This is a genomic window from Streptococcus sp. SN3, assembly GCF_030439905.1.
The window spans coordinates 225359-247346 of record NZ_JAQFJF010000002.1; the positions used below are offsets into that span (position 1 = coordinate 225359).

Consider the following 21988-nt stretch of genomic DNA (forward strand, 5'->3'; position numbering starts at 1 on the left):
ATGACAAAGAAAATCTTGGTCCTGCACACAGGAGGAACCATTTCCATGCAGGCTGACGGCTCTGGGGCTGTCGTTACCAATGCTGATAACCCCATGAACCATGTGACAGTTCCGCTTGAAGGGATTGAGACAGAAGTCATTGACTTTTTTAACATTCCCAGTCCCCATATCACGCCCCAGCATATGCTCAAGCTCTACCAGAAAATCAAAGCCAGTGCTAACCAATTTGACGGAGTGGTCATTACTCATGGGACGGACACTTTAGAAGAGACGGCTTACTTTCTGGATACTATGCAGCTGCCGAAGATTCCGGTCGTTCTGACCGGGGCTATGCGCAGTTCCAATGAGCTGGGGAGCGACGGAGTCTATAACTACCTGACAGCCCTGCGGGTGGCTAGTGATGAAAAAGCCTGTGATAAAGGCGTGCTTGTCGTTATGAATGACGAGGCACATGCTGCCAAGTATGTAACCAAGACCCATACGACCAATGTCAGCACCTTCCAGACACCGACTCACGGACCGCTCGGCTTGATTATGAAGCAGGAGATTCTCTATTTTAAGACAGCGGAGCCTCGAGTCCGCTTTGACTTGAACAGCATTTCTGGTCTGGTGCCCATCATTCCAGCTTATGCAGGTATGAAGACAGAGTTGCTAGACATGCTGGATTTAGACAAAATAGACGGCCTCATCATAGAAGCATTCGGTGCTGGCAACCTCCCCAAGGAAGTAGCTGACAAGCTGGCTGATATGATAGCAGCCGGACTGCCAATCGCTCTGGTCTCTCGCTGCTTCAACGGAATCGCTGAGCCAGTCTATGCTTATGAAGGAGGCGGTGTCCAGCTGCACCAGGCTGGTATCTTCTTCGTCAAAGAGCTCAATGCCCAAAAAGCCAGAATCAAACTGCTCATCGCCCTGAACGCTGAACTCAAAGGCCAAGAACTCCGGGATTATATGGAAGGCTGAGAGAAAAAGTCCCTATTTATTTTCTTTAAATCAAAAATTGCTAAGGTTGCTTAGCACTTTTTTGATTCTTTCATATTCTAATACTGGGAAAACTTCATTGGATCGCTGGTCTTAGAAGATAACCTCAAACAGAGACTCTAGAATTTCAAAAATATAATCACTTACCATAAGTCACCTCCATTTTCTGAGCTTGCTTAAATGTCTTCGGATAGCGGACTTTGATTGTAACTTTCATAGCTTTTACCTCGCTTATCATTCATTCTTTAAGAGCAAAAACGAATCTCTTGGAGTGTTTGACCTCAAGTTTGGTCCCTAATCTTTTTGTTCTTACTTGGATATAAGGATACAGCCCTAAACTTAAGAATCTCTTATAGATTTCTTAGGGAAAGCTTATAGTCAAAGAAATCCGGCAGCAATCCCTATCTACTATTTGAAACGAACAAGTCTTTTCAACCACATACAAAAAAAACTTCACCGATTGGGTGAAGTTTGTGATTTGTTAGGAGATTTATGATGAAAAAATTCTAAATTATTCTTATTCTTTGAGTGGCTCATACCTCGCAAGTCTTCTTGTCTTCAAGCTTTGGTTATAGGATTTTAAGGGATGTTTACTTTGTCATTAGTCCTACCTCTTTCTTTGATTTGACAATAGTATAATCCCTCAAACTTAAAGCCTACTTATAAATATCTTGCAGGAAACTTAATTCAAAGAACCTTTAATCTAGGTAATCTCGCTTGTCCAAATGAAGAGCAATCAAGTGCCAATTAGAATCTGTCCGCCAGTTCGGATCAGCTGTAATCTGACTGGCAACCTTTCTGGCTTCTTCTAAAATCGGATAATCTTCCACGATGTCTGCCACTTGAAACTCAGGAATACCAGACTGCCGAGTGCCAAAGATTTCTCCAGAGCCTCGCATTTTCAGATCCTCCTCAGCCAGCAGGAAACCGTCGGTCGTCTCAGTCATGATTTTCATGCGGCGCTTGCCCGACTCCGTCTTTGGATTGGCAACAAGGACGGCATAAGACTGCTTGCTGCCTCGGCCGACACGGCCTCTCAGCTGATGAAGCTGGCTGAGTCCGAAGCGGTCCGCATCCATGATGACCATCACCGTAGCATTAGGGACGTTGACTCCGACCTCAATGACCGTGGTAGAGACCAGAATATCAGTCTGTCCTTCCTTGAAGTCCTGCATAATCGCCTCTTTTTCCTCACTCTTCATCTTGCCATGAAGCAGAGCCACTTTGGCCTGCTGTTCAAAATAGGCTGTCAGTTCTTCTTCTAAGGCAATGGCATTCTTAAGATCCAGCGCTTCTGATTCCTCAATCAAAGGAGAAATAAAGTAGACCTGAGCGCCCTTGTGGAGCTCTTTTTTCAGCCAGTCCAGGACGACTTCCAGCTGCTCATGCTTGACCCAGCGGGTGATAATAGGCTTGCGTCCCGCAGGCATCTGGTCAATAATAGATACATCCATATCACCAAATGCTGTAATTGCAAGGGTTCTGGGAATAGGCGTCGCCGTCATCATGAGGACATCAGGATTGTCTCCCTTTTCCCGTAAAATCCGACGTTGTTCCACCCCAAAGCGATGCTGCTCGTCAATAATGACCAAGCCCAATGCATGGTAACGGACTCCTTCCTGAATCAGGGCATGGGTTCCGACAATCATGTCCACCTGACCGTTTTCAATCGCTGCCAAGGTTTCTCTGCGTTCTGTTGCTTTCATCCCACCAGTTAGCAGGGCCAGATTCAATTCTGGAAATAGCTGAGCTAGGCTGTCAAAATGCTGCTCAGCCAAAATTTCTGTTGGAACCATCAGAGCTGACTGAAAGCCAGCTGTATAAACAGCATACATAGCCAGACCAGCGACTACTGTCTTTCCGCTTCCCACATCGCCCTGCAGCAGGCGATTCATGTGGCCAGGCGATCGCAAATCCTGCAAAATCTCTGTCAGACTGCGCTCCTGAGCTGAAGTCAGTTCAAAAGGTAAGCTCTTCTTTTTCTCGGCCACAGCATCCAACTGCCAATCAATCTTCAATCCATTGCTGACAGCCTTGGTTTCTCTCTTTAAGACCTGCAGCTGCATTTGGAAATAAAAGAGTTCTTCAAATTTGACCCGCCTCAAAGCCTGCTTGTAGTCCGCCAAATCCTTTGGAAAATGCATAGCCCGCACAGCCTCAACTCTGCTCACTAGCTGGTAGCGTTCCAACAGGGGCTGGGGCAGATTTTCCTCTAAGAGCAAGTCCAGTCCTTGGTCAAAGGCAGTCTTAATCAGCTTGACCAGACTGGCCTGACTAATTCCCTGAGCCAGCCGATAGACAGGCTGCAAGTCGTCCTCTACCTGAGCCAGCAGTTTCATGCCAGTCAGACTGGCCTTGGCTTTGTCCCACTTGCCAAAGACGGCTATATTCGCTCCTACTTCAATCTTGTCCGCCAGATAAGGCTGGTTAAAGAAATTAACTGCCAGAGCGACTTCTCCCTGCTTGATGGTAAAGCGCAGGCGGTTGCGTTTGTAGCCGTAATACTGGACATTGGCCGGGGTTACGACCTGACCAGAAACAACCGCCTTTTCTCCATCCTCCAAGTCTAGGACATTCTTACTCTTAAAATCCTCATAACGAAAAGGAAAATAAAGCAGTAAATCCTGCAAGGTCTCTAGACCCAGCTTAGCAAATTTTTCTGCTGATTTCGGTCCCACACCAGGCAGAACCGTCAAAGGTTGGTGTAAATTCATAATTCCTCTTTCAGTTCTGATACTGCTGCGATGCTGGCATCACAGACAGGGTGACCAAGCTAGAGCATTATCAAATACTTCAAGCGGTTCCCTGCATTAATCTTCTTAGTCTTTATATACCCTCGGTACACGGTCGCTAATCAAGCAAACTACCTCATAGTTAATGGTGCCACGCTTTTCTGCCACATCTGTCACCGTAATGGTCTCCGCTCCGCTATTTCCAATCAACACAACCGGCGTGCCAAGGGGATAAGCCTGAGGCAGGCGCACTGTAATTTGGTCCATGGAAACGCGGCCGACAATCGGACAACGCTGACCATCAATCAAGATATCAAAGCCCTGCATATCGCGCGTCCAGCCATCTGCATAACCCAAAGGAATAGTGCCAATCCACTCTTGAGACTTACTGGTGTAGGTGGCTCCATAGCCAACATCTGCTCCAGCCTCAACTTCCTTGACATGCACCAATTCTGAGACCAGCGACAGAGCTGGCTTGAATTCATAAGGAAGTTCTAAAACAGTTCCGCTAGGGTTGAGGCCATAAATGATGTCACCCAGCCGGACGGCATTTAGAACAGTCTCACTGTGCCAGAGAGAGGTAGCAGAATTACTAGCGTGAACGAGAGGAGGAACACTGTCCAGCTCAGATAAGATCTGATGAAAACGAGTCAGCTGGGCTTCAAACTTATGGTGCTCCGCTTCATCTGCCGTTGCAAAGTGGGTAAAAATTCCCTCCGCGACAGCCCCAGCAGCCTGCAAGCGATGGATTGCCTCCTGAGCTTCCTGACTATCTCGAAAACCAATCCGCCCCATACCAGAGTCAATCTTGATATGAAACTTCAATCCTGTTAAGTCTTTTTCCGCAGCTAAAGCTAAATCCAACCACTCCAGACTGGCTACAGTCAGAGAGACCTTTCCCTTTCTAGCCAGCGGGAGCGCAGACAGATTTGATACTCCTAGCACCAGAATTTTTTTGCCAATGCCAGCTGAGCGCAGCTCCAAAGCTTCATCGATATTAGACACACAAAAGCCATCTACAAGGGGCTCAATGTGCCTAGAAACCTCAATAGCTCCGTGGCCATAAGCATTTGCCTTGGCGACAGCCCACTTCTCTGTCGTCTGAGGCAGATGGGTACTCAATTGTCTAATATTAAAAGCAATAGCAGCTAAATCAATCACTGCCTTGCTGGGTCTATGCAGACTAGCTTTCATCATTTTCCTCCAAAATAACGCTGGCTGTAACTAGGCCAGCAGCATGGCTGATCGAAATCCAAACCTTGCCAGCAAAAGGTGAACGGCTGAAAAAAGGTGCTCCCTGACGGTCGTTTAAAATCTCCAAGTCCTGAAACCTGAGCTTACCGATACCAGTTCCCCAAGCTTTAGAAAAAGCCTCCTTGGCAGCCCAACGGCCAGCTAGAAATTCGATTTTCCGCTTGCCGGATAACTCCTCAAAACGAGAAAGCTCCGCCTCGGTCAGCACCTTCTTTGCAAAACGGGCATTTTTCAGATAGGCTCGCTCAATGGCAGCCAGTTCTTCTATGTCAATTCCGTGTCCTTTTATCATATCATTCTCTGGAAAGGCGACAAAACTCAGCTGGGCCGCCAGCTGAGTTCGTCTTCACCCGACAGTTAGTCCTCTTTACAGGTCAAGACTGTCCCTTTCAATTTTCCTTATTTATCTAAAGTGTTGTAAATTTCTTCAATAAGCTGAACAGTATTGTCCCAGCCCAGGCAAGGGTCAGTGATAGATTTACCAAAGACTTCAGGCTCATTTTGCCGACCGTCTTCCAGATAAGATTCAATCATAAAACCACGAACCGCTCTCTTAATCTTTTCGTTCCAATCCCGATTAAGCAAGGTCTGACGCACAATCCTAATCTGATCCAGATACTGCTTGCCAGAGTTATCGTGATTGGTGTCAATGACGATGAAAGGATTCTCCAAGCCCATCTTTTCATAGTAGGAAATGGCATCCAGCATATTTTCATAGTAGAAATTTGGAATGTTCTTACCGTATTCATTGGTTGCCCCACGCAGAATAACATGAGCCAAAGGATTTCCAGAGGTTTCTACTTCCTGGCCATGAAAAAGGAAAGTCTGCTTATTTTGTGCCGCATAGACAGCGTTAAACATAACTCCCAGATTACCAGAAGTTGGATTCTTCATGCCGACTGGAGCGTCAATACCTGACGCCACAAAGCGGTGCTCCTGGTCTTCAACTGAGCGAGCACCCACAGCATGATAGCTTACCAAGTCGTCCACCAGCACAAGATTGGACGGATAGAGCATCTCATCAGCCGTCGTCAGACCAGTCTCTGTAATGACGCGGTAGTGCAGCTGACGAACTGCCTGCAAACCATTGATAAGACTAGGAGCTTTAGAAGTATCCGGCTGGTGAACCAAGCCCTTATAACCATCCCCATTGGTCCGCGGCTTAGCAGTATAGACCCGCATGACGATAAAAATCTTATCTGCGACCTTCTTCTGCAGCTCTGACAAACGGCGGGCATACTCCAGCACAGCCTCTTCATTGTCTGATGAGCAAGGACCAATCACCAAGAGAATACGCTCGTCTTCCCCACTGAGAATCTCAGCTAGTTCTTGATCTCGCTTATTTTTATGAGCCAAGGCCTGATCAGTCAGCCTGGTTCTGGACTTAATCTGCTCAATGTCAATCTTCTGACCTTTTTCAATAAATGCCATACTATTTTCCTAATGTATCATAAATTTCACGAACTAGCTGTTCTGTATTAGCCCAGCCCAGACAAGGGTCAGTAATGGACTTGCCAAAGACTTCCGGCTCGTCCTGACGACCGTCTTCCAGATAAGACTCAATCATAAAGCCACGTACTGTAGCCTTAATCTTTTCATTCCAGTCACGGTTAATCAGAGTCTGGCGAACGATACGGACCTGCTCCAGATACTGCTTACCAGAGTTATCATGATTGGCGTCAATGATGATAAAGGGATTTTCTAAGCCCATTTTTTCGTACTGGGCAATGGTATCCAGCAGATTATCATAATAGTAGTTGGGAATATTCTTACCGTATTCATTCAAGGCACCACGCAAGATAGCATGCGCCAAAGGATTGCCAGATGTTTCTACTTCCTTACCTGAAAAGAGGAAACTCTGCTTGTTCTGAGCTGCATAGATGCCGTTAAACATGACATTGAGATTCCCAGAAGTCGGGTTTTTCAAGCCGGTTGGCAGATCTGCCCCACTAGCTACAAAGCGGTGCTGCTGGTCTTCGACCGAGCGAGCTCCGACAGCCATGTAAGAAATCAAATCATCTACCAGAGGCAGATTTTCTGGATAGAGCATCTCATCAGCTGTGGTCATGCCTGTCTCAGAAATAACCCGATAGTGCAGATTGCGGACTGCCTTGATGCCGTTAATCAGACTAGGAGCGGCAGTCGCATTGGGCTGATGAATAAGCCCTTTGTAACCATCTCCGTTCGTCCGAGGCTTGGCAGTATAAACCCGCATGACCATGAAAATGCGGTCTTTTACTTCTTCTTGGAGAGCAGATAGACGCTTGGCATACTCTAGCACCGCTTCTTCGTTATCTGAAGAGCAGGGACCGATAACCAAGAGAATGCGGTCATCTTGACCACGCAGAATTGCTTCTAACTCTCGGTCACGCTTTTCCTTGCGAGCGAGCATGTCGCCTTCTAGCTTAGCAAGTTGGCGAACTTCTGCCACATCAATGGGTTGACTAGTTGCTTTAAAGGTCATCTATTCTCCTTCTTTTATGCTTACTTTTTACGGCCGTGACAGTTCTTGAACTTCTTGCCAGAACCACATGGACAAGGGTCATTTCTCTTTACATTGGACAGGTCTACATTCTCGGGCATATTTGGCGCCTTAGCAGAGATATTGCGGGTAGCTGTTGTACTGATAGCCCGCTCTGTCCGAGGACGCTCTTGCTCATGAATCTGTGCTTTCATCATCAGACGAGTCACATCAAACTCAATAGAACCAATCATGTCGTTGAACATACGGAAGCTTTCTGCTTGATATTCGACAACTGGGTTATTTTGTGCATAACCGCGCAGTCCAACAGCATTGCGCAGCTGGTCAAGGGCGTCGATATGGTCAGTCCACTTGCTGTCCACCACGCGCAGAATCAAGACCTTCTGGAATTCACGCACAGCTTCTTCGTCTCGCAGCTTAGCAATCTGACTGTCGTAGACTTCCAATGCACGTTCAAACAGATAATCTTTGATTTCTTGGTCAGACTTGCCTTCCAAATCGCTGTCTGAAATAGAATCTTCTGAAACTAAGTTATACTTAGCAAAGTTTAAAATCGCTTCAATCTTATCATCCTGATCAGAGTGGCTGCTACCATCAACGATACGGTTGATCGTCCGTTTAATCATAGCATGGATTTCAGGACTGAGGTCACGGTCAGCAGTAATGACATCGTGGCGCTCAGCATAGATAATTTCCCGTTGCTCACGCATCACATCATCATATTGCAGGACTTGTTTCCGCGTATCGTAGTTATTTCCTTCGACACGCTTCTGAGCTGCCTCTACCTGACGGGTCAGCATGCCAGACTTGATAACAGAATCTTCGTCACTAAGATTCATTCGATCCAAGAGGGCTTTAATGCGCTCTGAGCCAAAGCGACGCATAAGCTCATCTTCCAGTGACAGGTAGAATTGTGACTCACCTGGATCACCCTGACGGCCTGAACGTCCGCGCAGCTGATTGTCAATCCGGCGACTTTCATGGCGCTCTGTACCAATAACGCAGAGTCCCCCCAGTTCGCGGACACCTTCACCCAACTTGATATCAGTTCCCCGTCCGGCCATATTGGTCGCAATAGTAACCGCACCGCGTTGGCCGGCGTTCATGATAATTTGTGCTTCTTTATAGTGGTTTTTCGCATTAAGAACTTCGTGAGGAACCCCAGCTTCTACCAATTTCTTAGAAATATAATCACTAGTCTCAACCGCAACAGTACCAACCAGAACTGGCTGCCCTTTTTCATGACGTTCTTTAACATCCTGCACAACTGCCTTAAACTTAGACTCAATACTTGGGTAGAGCAGGTCAGAATGGTCAATACGCGCTACCGGACGGTTGGTTGGAATCGGAATAACACGAATGTTATATGTTTCGCGGAACTCTTCTTCCTCCGTCTTAGCTGTACCTGTCATACCGGACAGCTTCTTATACATACGGAAGAGGTTCTGATAAGTAATGGAAGCAGAAGTCTTTGTTTCTTCCTGAATCGGCACACCTTCTTTAGCTTCAATCGCTTGGTGGAGACCGTCAGAGTAACGACGTCCTTCCATTGTCCGACCGGTAAACTGATCGACAATCAGAATTTCCTGATCTTCACTGACCACATAGTCAATGTCAAGGAGCATGATGTAGTTAGCTCGCAGGGCATTGTCGATAAAGTGAGTCAGGGCAACATTTTCAATATCATAGAGATTGTCCAGCTTGAAGTAACTTTCTGCCTTGTCAATACCTGAGTCAGACAAACCAATCGTCTTAGACTGAACATCGATGATGTAGTCGTCCTTATCCAGAGATTTGACATAGTGATCAGCCATATGATAAAGCTGGTTGGTATCTGAAGAAACCGGTCCTGATACAATCAACGGTGTCCGCGCTTCGTCAATCAGGATTGAGTCCACCTCATCGACCAAGGCATAATTGAGTGGGCGCTGCACCATGTTTTCAGCACGAACTACCATGTTATCACGCAGGTAGTCAAAGCCGATCTCAGCATTGGTTGAATAGGTAATGTCGCAAGCATATGCTTCTTTCTTCTCAGATGGAGACTTAGCTGCCAGATTAATACCGACAGAAAGCCCCAGCCAAGAGTAAAGTTCACCCATTTCGGTCGCGTCACGTTCAGTCAGGTATTCATTGACTGTTACAACGTGCACACCTTTTCCTGCAAGGGCATTTAGGTAAACTGGCATTGTCGCTGTCAAGGTTTTTCCTTCACCGGTACGCATCTCTGGAACGTCACCATGATGGAGAACAATCCCTCCCATAACCTGAACCTTATAAGGGAAAAGACCCAACACTCGCTTAGCTCCTTCACGGACAACCGCAAAAGCTTCAAATAAGAGCTGATCTAAAGTTTCACCATCAGCATAGCGTTTCTTGAATTCTTCTGTTTTTGCCTGAAGTTCTTCATCAGACAAGGCCGCCATTTCGTCTTCATAAGCCAAGACTTTGTCAGCCATTTTTTCTAATTTTCTTAATTCACCTTTATCATTTTCAATGATAGTCTTTAAAATATTCGCCATTTTTTTCCTTACTATATAATAATCTTTCTGATTTTTAGAATGTTCTTTTCATTATAGCATGTTTTCCTATATCTTTCAAGAATGAAAAAAGCAAAAAAGCTTCATTAGACTGTACTTACAGAACTGGGAGATGGCAAGATATCTAAGCTAAAAAAGAAAAGGCAGAGGTCTTGCTCTGTCTTTTCGAGTCCAAACAATACAAAGATAAAAAGTGTTCTTTTTGCTAAAGAGACCTTTTTCCGATAGTGTCTAACACTCCTTGGACATTCTACCCCTCTTTTGGCTACTTAAAATCCAGCAAGCGCATGGTGTCTTGGGCAATCATCAATTCTTCATTGGTTGGAAGAATGAGAATTTTAGCCTGCGACTGGGAATTTTGGATAAAGAGCTGTCCTTGCTCGTTAGCTGCCTGATTTAAAGAAAGTCCTAAGCAATTGAGCTTTTGAACGACCAAGCTGCGGATCAAGGCTGAATTCTCCCCGATTCCAGCGGTAAAGACCAAGGCATCCAGACCATCTAAATCTGTGATGTAGCTTGCAATAGTCTGAGCGATACGGTTGACAAACATATTAACTGCTAGACTAGCTTTTTCATCGCCTCTGTCACAAGCCTCCAAAACATCTCTTAAATCATTGCTAAGCTGGGAGATCGCTAGCAGACCGGATTCTTTATTGAGGACATCACTTAATTGCTGAGCTGATAATTTTTCCTGTTCTAGCAGGAAAGGGAGAATCATAGGGTCAATATCACCTGAGCGGGAGCCCATCATCAGGCCAGCCAAGGGGGTGAATCCCATCGAAGTATTGACAGACTGACTATTTTTAATGGCGCAAATACTAGCACCATTGCCCAAATGGCAGTTGATAATCTTCAAATGCTCAGCAGCTTCTCCTTGCCCTTCCCAAATCTCCTTTACCTTTTGAGCAATATACTTGTGACTCGTTCCATGGAAACCATACTTTCTCAAACCGTATTTATGATAGTAATCCCAGGAAAGAGGATAGAGATAATAAGATTCTGAAAGGCTTTGATGAAAGGCCGTATCAAACACAGCCACTTGTCCTGTCTCCGGCAGCGCCTTTTGAAAAGCTCGAATCCCTACCAAGTTGACAGGGTTATGGCTAGGAGCCAAGAAAGACAGCTTCTCAATGATGGATAGCACTTGCTTGTCTATCAAAGCTGAATCATCAAAGGATTCTCCACCATGGGCTACGCGATGACCAACCCCATCTATCTCGTCCAGAGAAGCAATCAGCTTCCGCTCCAAAAGAAAGTTCAGCAGGTAATCCACTGCAAATTGATGCGAAGGAATAGCCAGCAGTTCCTTTTCTTTTTGACCTTCAAATTCAATCTTAAAAATGCCTTCCTTTAAGCCAATCTTTTCAAAAATTCCTTTCACCAAAAGGCTTTCATCAGGCATACTGAGCAGTTGAAATTTTAATGACGAACTGCCCGCATTAATCGCAAAAATTTTTTTAGACATATTTTTCTCCTGAGCAATGAAAACAGTGATTTTTTCAAATAACGTTTTTTGAAAACTGAAATTTTCCATTGCTACTTGTTAGATAAATAAGCTAGCTTCAACTGGTCGGCTAGCTTATTTACTATTTTATATATTACATAGCATTGACTGCCAAGACAGCCAAGACAGCGCCGATAGTCGGTCCTACAATTGGCACCCAAGCATAAGCCCAGTTTGCATCTCCTTTATTCGGAACTGGCAAGAGGGCATAAGCAAGGCGCGGACCGAAGTCCCGAGCTGGGTTGAGGGCAAAACCTGTCGTCGAACCCAAAGACAAGCCGACCGCCATAATGAGGAAGCCAACTAAGAGTGGAGTGAGTCCAGGCGTGATTTCGCCGTGCGTTATCATCAAAAGTGCAAAGATGAAGAAGAAAGTCGCAACGATCTCGCTGAGCAAATTAAATGCTGGATTCTGGATGGCTGGTCCAGTAGCAAATACGCCAACTGAGTTGCCTTCTTCTGCCTTGGTTTGTTTGAAATGGGGATAATAGAAGAGCACTACAATAGCCGCTCCGACAAAAGCCCCTAGAATCTGAGCGATGATATAGCCCACCACTTGTTCCCAAGGGAAGATGCCACCCACCGCAAAGGCAATAGTGACAGCTGGGTTAAGGTGACCGCCAGTATTATAAAATCCTGCCGTATAGACACCCAAGGTCACTGCCAAGCCCCAGCCAAATACAACGGTAAACCAATTGGGAGCGAAACCTTTTGCAAGACTCTTATTAAGACTAATAGACGCTCCGATTCCATTCCCAAAAACCATCAGAACCATGGTGCCTAAAAATTCACCTAGATATTTTTCCATACTCCATACTCCTTCATTTCGAAATACTTTATACTCTCTCCTCTATATTGCTTCTACAGCGCAATATAGAGTCTAAGAAAGTATAAGAGAAATATGCTCGTGAAATAGGAGAAAATCCCTAGCTCCAAAGCATGGATTGCAAGCGGTATTCTCTCCTCTGATATTATTTAATTTGCTAGATTGCTTCTCTACAGTCCTACAGCATACTCAGCAATGGACTGGTCTTCCTCAGAACTTCCTCCGCTGACGCCGATACCGCCAATCATCTCTGACTGGCAATAAACAGGAATGCCACCAGCTAAACTAACAACCTTATTGTCAGTCATCGTTTCCAGCTGATAGAGCCACTGGCCAGGCTGAGTTAAAAGTGCTAAATCCTTGGACTGCATCCTCATGCCAACAGCTGTGTAAGCTTTCTTATAAGCCATATCGTTACTCACTAACAAGGCATTTTCCATACGATAGGTCATCACGACTTGTGCTGCTGGATCAACCACCGTTATCACGACGGCTAGTCCCAGCTCTTCAGCCTTGTGTCTGGCCCTTGTTACCAATTCCCAGGCATCCTGATAGATATTTGTGAAAAGAACAGGCTCTTTATCCAGTAAGGTTTGGCATCTGGCAAGGACTTTTTGGATGATGATGTCCTGAAATTCTGAGTTTCCTTCCCAGCTTGATAGTTCTGGACTGCTGAGCTCGTCTTTCTCTCTATCTCTAGCCATCCATTTCACCTCTTTTCAGTAGTTAGCTCGGCCATCTTTTTGAATCGATCGGAACAAGTCAAAAAGATGTTTCTAACAGGTCAGATTTTTTAAACGGGACTCCCTTGACCAAACGCGCTGCATTTGAGCCAAATAGGCGCAAGACATGGTCTGGTATAGCAGAATAATCTTTGATACGATAGATAAATTTTTCAAGCGGCAAGTTACGATAATGGAGGACTGCGTCTCGCCCGTCACAGGCAATCCCTACTAAAAGCTGGGATTGAGTTGCAGCCACATGCGCTAGTGATACAGGATCACTCAGTTCATCTGGGCTGACCAGACTAAAAGGGATACCTTCCTCTTCGATACCGTAGCCGATTTGTGCCACCTTATCCGCAGGAGCATTGTCCGTAGCTATCAGCCTAATGGTGGGCTTTCTAGTATAAGCTAATTCCATAGTCGGCCCCCCATTTCTCTCTGACATAGGTCAAAATCAGTCCGGTCGCTACTGCATTTCGAGGCCCTACCAAGCCACGCACATTACCTCGACCAGCTACAATGGCATGCTGAGAGAGGGCTTCGGTCACTAGCTGAGGTATTTCAAAGTCCAAAGCTGAGCCACCTACGATGACAACGAAAGGAATGTCTCGAATATTCTGAGTAGGACTGACACGCTTGAGAGCCCGAACTGCATTGGTAACAAAGACCCTTTCCTTGGCAGACTGCCGAACAAGTTTGATTTTCTCGATAGAGTAGTCTCCATCATCAATAGGAACAAATTCATCATTTTCCTTTACGATGACAACTCTGGCAAATAAATCTCCAGACAGCGGCTTGTCAAAAAATTGAACGGTCCCGTCTTCATGCCGAATATGGAAAAGACTTTCTACCTTGGCCAGAGGATATCGTTTGATGTCCTCTGCCAGATGATGATTTTCCAGTCCCAACTCCGAATTGATCAGCATGGTTACCATATCACCGGCACCGGCTAGATGGACAGCCAAGATTTGACCCCTGCTATCGATAATGGAAGCATCTGTCGAGCCTGCTCCTAAGTCCAAAATAGCCAAGGGACGATCCGTCCCTGGTGTAGTCAGAGCCCCGAGGATAGCTGATTCAGCTTCTGCTCCACCGATTTCTACGGTAATACCCAGCTCACGTTCGACTTCTTGGGCAATGATGGACATTTGCAGCTTGTCGGAATTTACCATAGAGGCAATGCCGACAGCCTGCTCCATAGAAAATTCTCCAGCTACACCACCGCGCACAGAAATGGGAGCAAATGTATTGACGGCCAGTAAGTCACGGATATAAATATCAGAAGGCTCTTTCTCGGTCAGGTTAGCCATAGTTTGGCGCACTTTCTCCAGCATGCCACCAACATTGGTCCCTGCTTCTCCGACAACATTGCTAATCTCGCCGGCGTAGACGATTTTTTCCATAATCTCATCGGCGCCCTTGGAAATATCCACCTTTAAGGTATGCTCCTTGCCGATAATTTGGATACTGCCTGCTGGAATCGTCCGAGCCTGAACGTCACCTGCCGGTGTCTTAATCACGACAGCCGAGCGGTTGCCAATGAGGGCACGGGCAATGGGAACGATGCTTTTCGTCTCTTCTGCGCTCAAGCCGAAGACCGTCGCAATGCCATAGGGATTGGATAATTGGGAAATTACCCTCCCCTGCTCTACCACTTCAACAGCAGCTTGCATTCCCAAAGGAACCTTGTCAATAAAGAGAATCTCATCCACGATTGGAATCTTCTGGCTAATGCGGTTGTTGACCAGGACCCCATCATCCGCCTGCAGAATGGCAGCAGTAATCTGATAGCCCTTGGCTAGATAGGCATTGATCAGCTGGGCAACCAAGTCAAAATCAATGACCTTCGGCACTACCACGATGTATTTCCCATCAATCGGATGATGAACCAAGTCGAGAATATCCACTGTCAGTCCAATCCCCAATCCCAGACCGCCAGGAGTACGGGGATTATGACCTATCATGGTAGACTCAGTAATGACCGTCTCTGTGATGGTTTCCATGGCAACATCGCCGATAACAGGCGTCGCTTCATTGATCCGAATCAAATCAACTTGTCCCAACTCAAGCGATGTTTGCTCCATCAATTTTCTCAGAGATTGATAAATCCCGTGGACATTTTCCTTGGTCCCCTTGATGCCTGTTGTATCCGCAATGGCTGAGGCAAGAAAGTGAATGCTTCCATCATCTTGCACTTCAGCTAAGGCAGACTCGGTCGAAGAATTTCCTATGTCTACTCCAATGATTCGTTTCACATTTTCACCTCCACCAAGATTAGGCTATTTTGAGTAATCTTTTACAACAATAGTGGCAATAATTTTTTCAACCCCAAAATAGCCTTGGTAAAACCGGATTAGTTGTCGCCTTTCAACTTCTTGCGGCGCTCATAATTTTCAGCAGCTTCTATGACAAAGCCCGCACAGATAACAGCTCCATATTGGTTTTCCAATTCATTGGCAATGTCCAATAATTCCTGTTTGGAAGACCGGTAAGGGCGCAGGGCATTGTAGATTTCCAGCACACGCGCATCCGGAACCTTGGTCAGTTCCGCAGCCCGAGAAAAGTTATACTGGATTGCTTCGCGGCCGGCATTCTTAGCAATTTCACCTTGCTTGATCAAAATCTCTGGCTTAATCCGCAAATCCTCTGCTTTTACATAGCCAGACAAGATATTTTCCAGAGTAATATCTTCGAATTTCTTATCCTGACCAACCTTTATCCAGTCAGGATGTTTTTTAGAAATAGGATAATCAGCCGCTGTCGCTTCATCAGAACTGACCGGACGATTGGCTGCTCCTTGACTAGCTGAGCCGCTGTCGCTTAGCTCGGCTAATATTTGTTTTACTAATGTTTCTACTGATTCACTCATTCTGATTTCTCCTTGTAGACATCATATGCATCAAATCACCTGACATTCATCAGCTGGTTTTCCTCTTTTAACCAGTTTCGTTTCCTTGATATGCAGCAAAGCTGAGTAGGCCTGATACTTAGGACGAGCCATTTGGTCGTTAAGGGTTGGTACCGGATTTGGTGTTTCACCCTTGGCATACTTAGCAGCATTTTTACCAATCAAACGATAGGTTTCAGGAGTTAACAAAGGTGCCTGCGGGAAAAGTTCCAGATTACTGAGCGGTGGCAAATCACGTTGGTGAATAACCGTTGTTCCCTTAGACTGAACACCGATAGAAATGCCAGAACCAGACAAGTGGTCTCCTTCTACCGCTACAAAGGCAACATCAGAAGAACGATAGACCTTGACAATGCGAGCCTTGAGCCCTTCTTCTTCGATACCAGCCACCAGCTGACGCAGCACTTCCGTATGAGGAATGTCCACCATCGTCTTCACCTGCTGTTCTCCAAAGGCAGGTCCAACTGCAATAACGACTTCATCCGTTGACTGGCTAGGCTTAGCCACACCAACTGTACGGATGACAGCTTTTTCATTGGACACAGGCTTTGTGACAGGCTTTTCGCTTGTTTCAGCAGCTGTTTCGTTGGTATTGGCGCTCATCTCTTTCATCACTTCTGCAATAATGGAGCGCAGTAAAGTTTCATTTATCTCTGTCATCTTAGCTCCTCCTATACATCACGCGGGTCAATCGCTTTAGGAATGTCTTTGACTTTTTCCCATTCTTCGCCGACCAGACGATGGCCTGTACCGACACCAACATAGTCATTCGGTGAATTCACCGCTGAAATAACATTCCAATCTCGATCAAAGATAGCAGATGTTTGCAGGAAATCCCCTGCTACACGTTGCTTGAACAAATTGAGCAGCTCATTGGCAACTTCAGGGAAGCCATTATTAGCCAAGGCTTTGATCAAATCAGCCCCTTGAACGCCGCGTTCCAGAATACCTTGAGCAGCCTTGATATCTTCAACCTTATCCCGCTCTGGCATATCTTTAGAACCATGAGCATAGGTCGCTGCTTCGACTTCTTCGTCGGTAATCGGCGGCAGGCCCAAGCCTTTGAAAAGAGCTTGCATAACGCGTGCTGCCTTGTTCCGAACCTTCACAACTTCCTCTTCACGAACAGGACGAAGACCGCCGTCTACCCGCAGGTCACGTTGCAGGACATTGTAGTCGTCAAAGTCTTCCGCATCCCAGTTAGATCCGGCAAACATATTGTCATAGTTTGGCGTAGCAGAGTAGCCAGAGTTGATAAAGTCTGTACCTGGCGCAAACTGCATCAAAGTCCGAACAGAGCGACGTAAGTCTGAGTGAGTAAAAGTTTGGTCATTTGATGAAGCACATTCCAAGTCCAGCATGCTGGCAATCAAGTTTTCAGCAACGACTGCCCGAATACCACTCGGAACAGCTGCTGGAATACCGATACAGCTAACTGATCCATTCTGAGTTCCTTGAACTCCAGCCGCTTTCGTGACATAGAGACAGCGAGCTTCCAGATAGAGCATGGACTTGCCTTCGGCTTGTCCCATCTGCACTTCAGACCCTGTACCGGAAGTAAAGCGCATCTTGAGTCCACGAGAGGCATAGGCGGAAGCCAGAAAGGCCTTGGACCAAGGTGTATCATCTCCATCAGTGAAGACATCTTCTGTACCATAAACAGAGATGGTCTCAGCATAGGCTGTAAAGCCACGCATCCCAAATTCTAGTTCTGTCGCTTCTTCCAAGGAGCACTGAGTCAGTACCCCAGGACGGCCCACTTGGGAGCCAATCATCAGAGACAGGGCATTGAAAGGAGCATAACGCACTACGGCAACCGTTGTTTCCTGCTCTGCAAAACCACGCAGAGCTCCTTCAGCCGCATCTGCTGCAATCTGCACTGGATTATCATTAACATTAGTGACGTGGGCTTGAGTAGCTGTTTGCTTACGGGTCCGCATCTTTTGCAGACACATCATGATTTCCACGACATTCATCTGATTGACCACTTCAATGATTTTAGCCGGAGTCATGGCCTTGGTCAGCTTGATGATTTCTGTCCGAGGCACATTTGGTGTCAATATTTTATTGGCAATCTCTCGTGAGTCCATCTGAATAACTTCTTCAGCTCGGCTCAGGTCAATCCCGTAGTTAGCAATGAACTGGTCAATCAGGTCAAATTCTTCTTTTGGTTTGCCGTCTAACTCAACCACTTTTCCATTTTGAATTTTGATACTGGGTTTAGGATCATTGGGGCTTTCCATAGCTACCAAACCTTCTTCAACCCATTCTTTTACAAATCCATCTTGGTTGATAGGGCGTTTGCTTAATACTTCAAAACGTTTGGATCTCATACCGTTTCCTCCCTCTCACTCTTAAATGTAAGATGGCTGTGAGTTGGTTGGCTCGTCACCCATACTGCCTAAAAGTGCCAGTCCAACTTCACGCGCTGAGATAACTGATTGTCTAACTGCTCCAGAATCCCCACTGATAAAGAGGATGGCTTCGTTTGAGTGGCTGGTGCCACCATTTCCTGGAGAAGCATAGCCGACAACAGTAACGTTGGCAGCCTTGACAGCTGTATCTGCCATGACAACACCAATGGCTGCAGGTGCTCCGACAATCAAGCCAAAAGCACGGCCGTATTCAGCACCAAAGGCAGTCTGGCAAGCATAGCTAGCACGCGCAGTATATTGGAGTTCAATATGCCCTGCATCATTAGCATAAACATCGCCGAAGGTTCGATCCACTTCCTCCAAGGTTACTTCCACAGCTCGTCTGACATCTGATACATCTTCACCACCGAAGATAATCAAACTTCCGTGTCCAGCACCTCCCTTGGTATCACGAGGCAGTTCGATTTTAACAATTTCTGTATTGGTTGCTTTGACCGCTTCATCTGCAGCCATGATATGAGGACCTGCACCGGTACGAGCACCAACTACACCAATTGAGCGATAGCTCTTTTCTAGCTTCATAGCATCCAGCACCTGCTGGTCCACATTGGCAATGACAAGTCCAATTGTATCGCCTATCGGATTAACACCGACAAATTCTGTAATATTGCATTTGTTTTCCATAAGACAGCTCCTTTCGCTGACATATTTTGAAGCGCTTACATTTTCAAGGAATAAGGAAATCAGATAAGGGGAGAACCATAACTATACGCCTCTTTCTGATTCCATTTTTTTTTTACTTTTTTCGGATCAAAAGAATAGATTATTCTAAGGTTTTCTGTTAGAATGAATATGGTTGTTTTTTAAAAAGGAAAAATTCTGCATTCTCAAAAAGAGCCTAACCAACTTTTTTAGGAATGCCAAGCTAAGCCTACAAGAAATATACTTGACAGGCCTTTCCCTTCAAAAATAACAATCGCAGAGACAGATAACAGATGATAAACTTTTCGCAGGGTTGCTCATCTTCTATCTGTTTTTTTATTTTCCATCATTACAGAATGGCAGGACAGCAGGCCGCTGTCCTGCCATTCTAGTAAATCTGATAGTTCAATCCTCCAACAAACTAGCCTTGCCAGTCAGCCGGATAAGTCACATAGATAAAGCGGGCCTTATCTCTGACAGAGAACTGAATGTCGCTGCCTTTAGGGATAAAGAGTACTTCGCCAGGGCCAGCTGTCATGACTTCGTCACCAACGATAATATCAAGACGCCCTTCAATAACATAGTCCACTTCATCATAGTCCAGATGCCAAGGGAAAGTTGTCTTTTCCATGGTCATCAGACCTAAGCCCAATCTTGGGCTTTCGTCTAAGGTCAGCAAGTCTCGTGTATAAACTTGATGGCTCACATCACCTGTATCCAAGCGATCTTCTGGACGAACATCTAGACCTGGCAGGGCGATAGAAGCTACGCCTGCCTTGCTGACTTTCTTCCCACCATCTTTAGTGGCTAATTCTTCCAATAAAATCTTACGAACCAATGTTTCTAGGTCAGAACGATTAATATCTGCCATACTTCATACCTCCAAGTCTAAGCTTCCTTCTTCGTTAGGAAGAAAGCCAGTAATACCGCTGTGATACCTCCGACAAATTTACCAATCATCATCGGCACAATCATTTCCGGTTTTTGACCGGCTGTGAAGCCTAGGTGATCTCCGATAACAAAGGAAGCAGATACAGCAAAGGCTACGTTGATAATCTTACCGCGTTTGTCCATATCCTTCATCATCTGGAACATGGCAATGTTATTAGCCAGAGAAGCTACCAAACCAGCTGCACCAACTTCGTTCATTCCTAGGGATTTTCCGATAGCAGAAAGTGGTTTGTTGGCTACCTTGGTAAAGACAGCTACCAGACCAAAGGCTCCAGCCAAGGTTACGGCAATCGTTCCGACAACTTCAAAAGCTTCCTTCAATGTTTCAGCACCTTTTGGATAGATGCTGATGAGCCATTCATTGCCAGTCAGAAGCTGAGCTGCACCAAAGGCCAAACCAAGCGTTGCCAAGATAACAATAATCTGACCAAACACTTCAAAACCTTTAATCATGGCATTAGGTGCCAAAAGCAATCCTATGAAAATCAGAGCAGATACAATGATAATCGGGATAAGATTGACAACCAAGGTTCCAAAAGGCAGACCTGGCACGAAAATTCCTCCGAGAAGACAGCCAATCGGAACAGTTACCAAACCGTATAGGATTCCGCGAGCCAAAAGCGGACGGTCATCTTTTTCGATAATACCCAAGGCAACTGGAATCGTAAAGACGATGGTTGGCCCCATCATAGAGCCCAGTACAAAGGCAGCGAAATTTCCTACTGCTGGATCCTGAGCCAGACTGAGAGCCAGAGGAGCTCCTCCCATATCATTGGCAATGAAGGTTGTCGCAAAGATAGACGGGTCAGCGCCCACCAAGCCATACAAAGGCACGACAATTGGTTTCAAGACATCCGCCAAGAGGGGAGCGATTACCATAATCCCAGCCATAGAAAGAGCCAAAGCTCCCATAGCCATGATACCTTCTTCAAATTTTTCACTTAGTCCTAGTTTGCCACCGATACATTTATCCACTGCACCGATCAGCATGAATAGAACCATGATATAAATGATAATTTCATTGATACTCATAACATTACCTTAGTTTCTAATATTCTTCATCACTGTGATAGTCAACCTTGTCAATGATAGCCACAACGACCATATCCACAGGGATATTCGTCTTATTTAGGCTCATCCGGGCAGAACTGCCAGTGGTTACCATTACTTGGTCTCCTTCGCCTGCACCGATGCAGTCGGCCACAATAAGCAGAGCTGGGTCACTTTGATGTTCATTTAGCTGCCGTTCGACCACCAAAAATTTCAAACCATTTAAATTTTCGTCTTTTCTAGTCGCCCAAAGGCTTCCTTTTACTTTACCAACAAACATCTCTACCCACTCCTTTATTCTATGATTTCTATTTTTTGACGTTTTAGATAATCTCTCGCCAAGGCTGTCACAATCATTCCTTTTTCTATTTTAAAGCTTCCGCTTTCAGGTAAGCCCATCTCTCTCAGCCTCTTCTCTGTCAGCAAAACTGGCTTGCCTGGCGCCTTAGTCTTCTGGCTGACTTCTTCTGCCACCGCCCGTTTCACTTCCGGGCGAGGCTCTTCAGCCTGATCGCTTTCTAGGAGTGCTAAGAGTTGGCCTTCTTTATAAAATTGCAGACCGTAGCGAATAAGCTTTTCTCGCTGTCCCTGCAGTTCCTGATACAAGTACACTTTAGAAGATTGCTTGTACTGTTGAATAGCAAAGGCGTTGTCTGATACGAGGACTTTTTTGCCTTTCAAAAGACTCTTTAAAATGACTGCTTCCTCCACCGCTAAAGGGCAAAGGGATGAGAGTCTTAGAAAAGCATCAAAACCAAGTGACTCAACAACAACAATCTCTGCTGTGCAAGAATCTTTTACAACTTGAAAGCCTTCCCCTTCTAATAAGTCAGGAATCTTATCGCCTCCAATGACGTATACTGAAGGTTTCTGAGGCTTTTTCTTCAACTTTTCCATCAGGCGGTCTGTAATCAAATCTACTAAATGATCTAGATTTTCCATTCTTTACCTACCTTTT

20 protein-coding genes are annotated in these 21988 nt (G+C 45.7%); 1 reads left to right on the forward strand and 19 read right to left on the reverse strand.

What is annotated here, in order from left to right; genetic code table 11:
* A complete protein-coding gene (locus tag PCY71_RS05085) occupies positions 1-963 on the forward strand; it encodes an asparaginase (RefSeq protein WP_002919527.1) in 963 nt (320 codons plus the stop codon).
* A gap of 716 nt (positions 964-1679) precedes the next feature.
* Here the strand turns inward: PCY71_RS05085 and recG are convergent.
* The 19 genes from recG to PCY71_RS05180 form a co-directional block, all read right to left on the reverse strand.
* Complete coding sequence (recG, locus tag PCY71_RS05090; protein WP_009659624.1) at positions 1680-3695, reverse strand: ATP-dependent DNA helicase RecG; 2016 nt, start codon at positions 3693-3695, stop codon at positions 1680-1682.
* 105 nt (positions 3696-3800) lie between these two features.
* The gene (alr, locus tag PCY71_RS05095) at positions 3801-4907 is read right to left on the reverse strand and encodes an alanine racemase (RefSeq protein ID WP_009659698.1); all 1107 of its coding nucleotides are present in this window, start codon (positions 4905-4907) and stop codon (positions 3801-3803) included.
* Complete coding sequence (acpS, locus tag PCY71_RS05100; RefSeq protein ID WP_002903921.1) at positions 4897-5259, reverse strand: holo-ACP synthase; 363 nt, start codon at positions 5257-5259, stop codon at positions 4897-4899. Before acpS ends, alr begins: the two co-directional genes overlap by 11 nt.
* A 107-nt stretch (positions 5260-5366) precedes the next feature.
* The gene (locus PCY71_RS05105; protein ID WP_009659751.1) at positions 5367-6398 is read right to left on the reverse strand and encodes a 3-deoxy-7-phosphoheptulonate synthase; all 1032 of its coding nucleotides are present in this window, start codon (positions 6396-6398) and stop codon (positions 5367-5369) included.
* Position 6399: 1 nt separating this feature from the next.
* On the reverse strand, positions 6400-7431 hold the full coding sequence (locus PCY71_RS05110) for a 3-deoxy-7-phosphoheptulonate synthase (RefSeq protein ID WP_009659775.1): 1032 nt from the start codon (positions 7429-7431) through the stop codon (positions 6400-6402).
* 20 nt (positions 7432-7451) lie between these two features.
* Positions 7452-9971: a preprotein translocase subunit SecA gene (secA, locus tag PCY71_RS05115; RefSeq protein ID WP_002911859.1), complete on the reverse strand. Its 2520-nt coding sequence runs from the start codon at positions 9969-9971 to the stop codon at positions 7452-7454.
* Between the two features lie 283 nt (positions 9972-10254).
* Positions 10255-11454 (reverse strand): acetate/propionate family kinase, encoded by a 1200-nt coding sequence (locus tag PCY71_RS05120; RefSeq protein ID WP_075202734.1) that lies wholly within the window; start codon positions 11452-11454, stop codon positions 10255-10257.
* A gap of 133 nt (positions 11455-11587) precedes the next feature.
* On the reverse strand, positions 11588-12301 hold the full coding sequence (locus PCY71_RS05125) for an MIP/aquaporin family protein (RefSeq protein WP_002910465.1): 714 nt from the start codon (positions 12299-12301) through the stop codon (positions 11588-11590).
* Between the two features lie 188 nt (positions 12302-12489).
* A complete protein-coding gene (locus PCY71_RS05130) occupies positions 12490-13023 on the reverse strand; it encodes a heme-binding protein (protein ID WP_048774151.1) in 534 nt (177 codons plus the stop codon).
* 58 nt (positions 13024-13081) lie between these two features.
* On the reverse strand, positions 13082-13462 hold the full coding sequence (locus PCY71_RS05135) for a glycerol dehydratase reactivase beta/small subunit family protein (RefSeq protein ID WP_048774149.1): 381 nt from the start codon (positions 13460-13462) through the stop codon (positions 13082-13084).
* The gene (locus PCY71_RS05140; protein WP_048774147.1) at positions 13443-15299 is read right to left on the reverse strand and encodes a diol dehydratase reactivase subunit alpha; all 1857 of its coding nucleotides are present in this window, start codon (positions 15297-15299) and stop codon (positions 13443-13445) included. The genes PCY71_RS05135 and PCY71_RS05140 overlap by 20 nt, the downstream gene beginning before the upstream one ends.
* A 98-nt stretch (positions 15300-15397) precedes the next feature.
* Positions 15398-15913, reverse strand: a complete 516-nt coding sequence (locus PCY71_RS05145; RefSeq protein WP_002910469.1) for a diol dehydratase small subunit — start codon at positions 15911-15913, stop codon at positions 15398-15400.
* Between the two features lie 30 nt (positions 15914-15943).
* Positions 15944-16612: a propanediol/glycerol family dehydratase medium subunit gene (locus PCY71_RS05150; RefSeq protein WP_002896346.1), complete on the reverse strand. Its 669-nt coding sequence runs from the start codon at positions 16610-16612 to the stop codon at positions 15944-15946.
* 11 nt (positions 16613-16623) lie between these two features.
* Positions 16624-18285, reverse strand: coding sequence for a propanediol/glycerol family dehydratase large subunit (locus PCY71_RS05155; RefSeq protein WP_002910470.1), 1662 nt, complete (start codon positions 18283-18285; stop codon positions 16624-16626).
* Between the two features lie 21 nt (positions 18286-18306).
* Positions 18307-19071, reverse strand: a complete 765-nt coding sequence (pduB, locus tag PCY71_RS05160; RefSeq protein WP_223310332.1) for a propanediol utilization microcompartment protein PduB — start codon at positions 19069-19071, stop codon at positions 18307-18309.
* A gap of 379 nt (positions 19072-19450) precedes the next feature.
* Positions 19451-19900: a cupin domain-containing protein gene (locus PCY71_RS05165; RefSeq protein WP_002910473.1), complete on the reverse strand. Its 450-nt coding sequence runs from the start codon at positions 19898-19900 to the stop codon at positions 19451-19453.
* Between the two features lie 17 nt (positions 19901-19917).
* Positions 19918-21012, reverse strand: a complete 1095-nt coding sequence (locus PCY71_RS05170) for an ethanolamine utilization protein EutH (RefSeq protein ID WP_002910474.1) — start codon at positions 21010-21012, stop codon at positions 19918-19920.
* A gap of 16 nt (positions 21013-21028) precedes the next feature.
* The gene (locus PCY71_RS05175) at positions 21029-21310 is read right to left on the reverse strand and encodes a EutN/CcmL family microcompartment protein (protein ID WP_002896356.1); all 282 of its coding nucleotides are present in this window, start codon (positions 21308-21310) and stop codon (positions 21029-21031) included.
* A 14-nt stretch (positions 21311-21324) separates the two neighbouring features.
* Positions 21325-21972 (reverse strand): ethanolamine utilization protein, encoded by a 648-nt coding sequence (locus PCY71_RS05180; RefSeq protein WP_002910475.1) that lies wholly within the window; start codon positions 21970-21972, stop codon positions 21325-21327.
* Between the last annotated feature and the right edge of the window lie 16 nt (positions 21973-21988).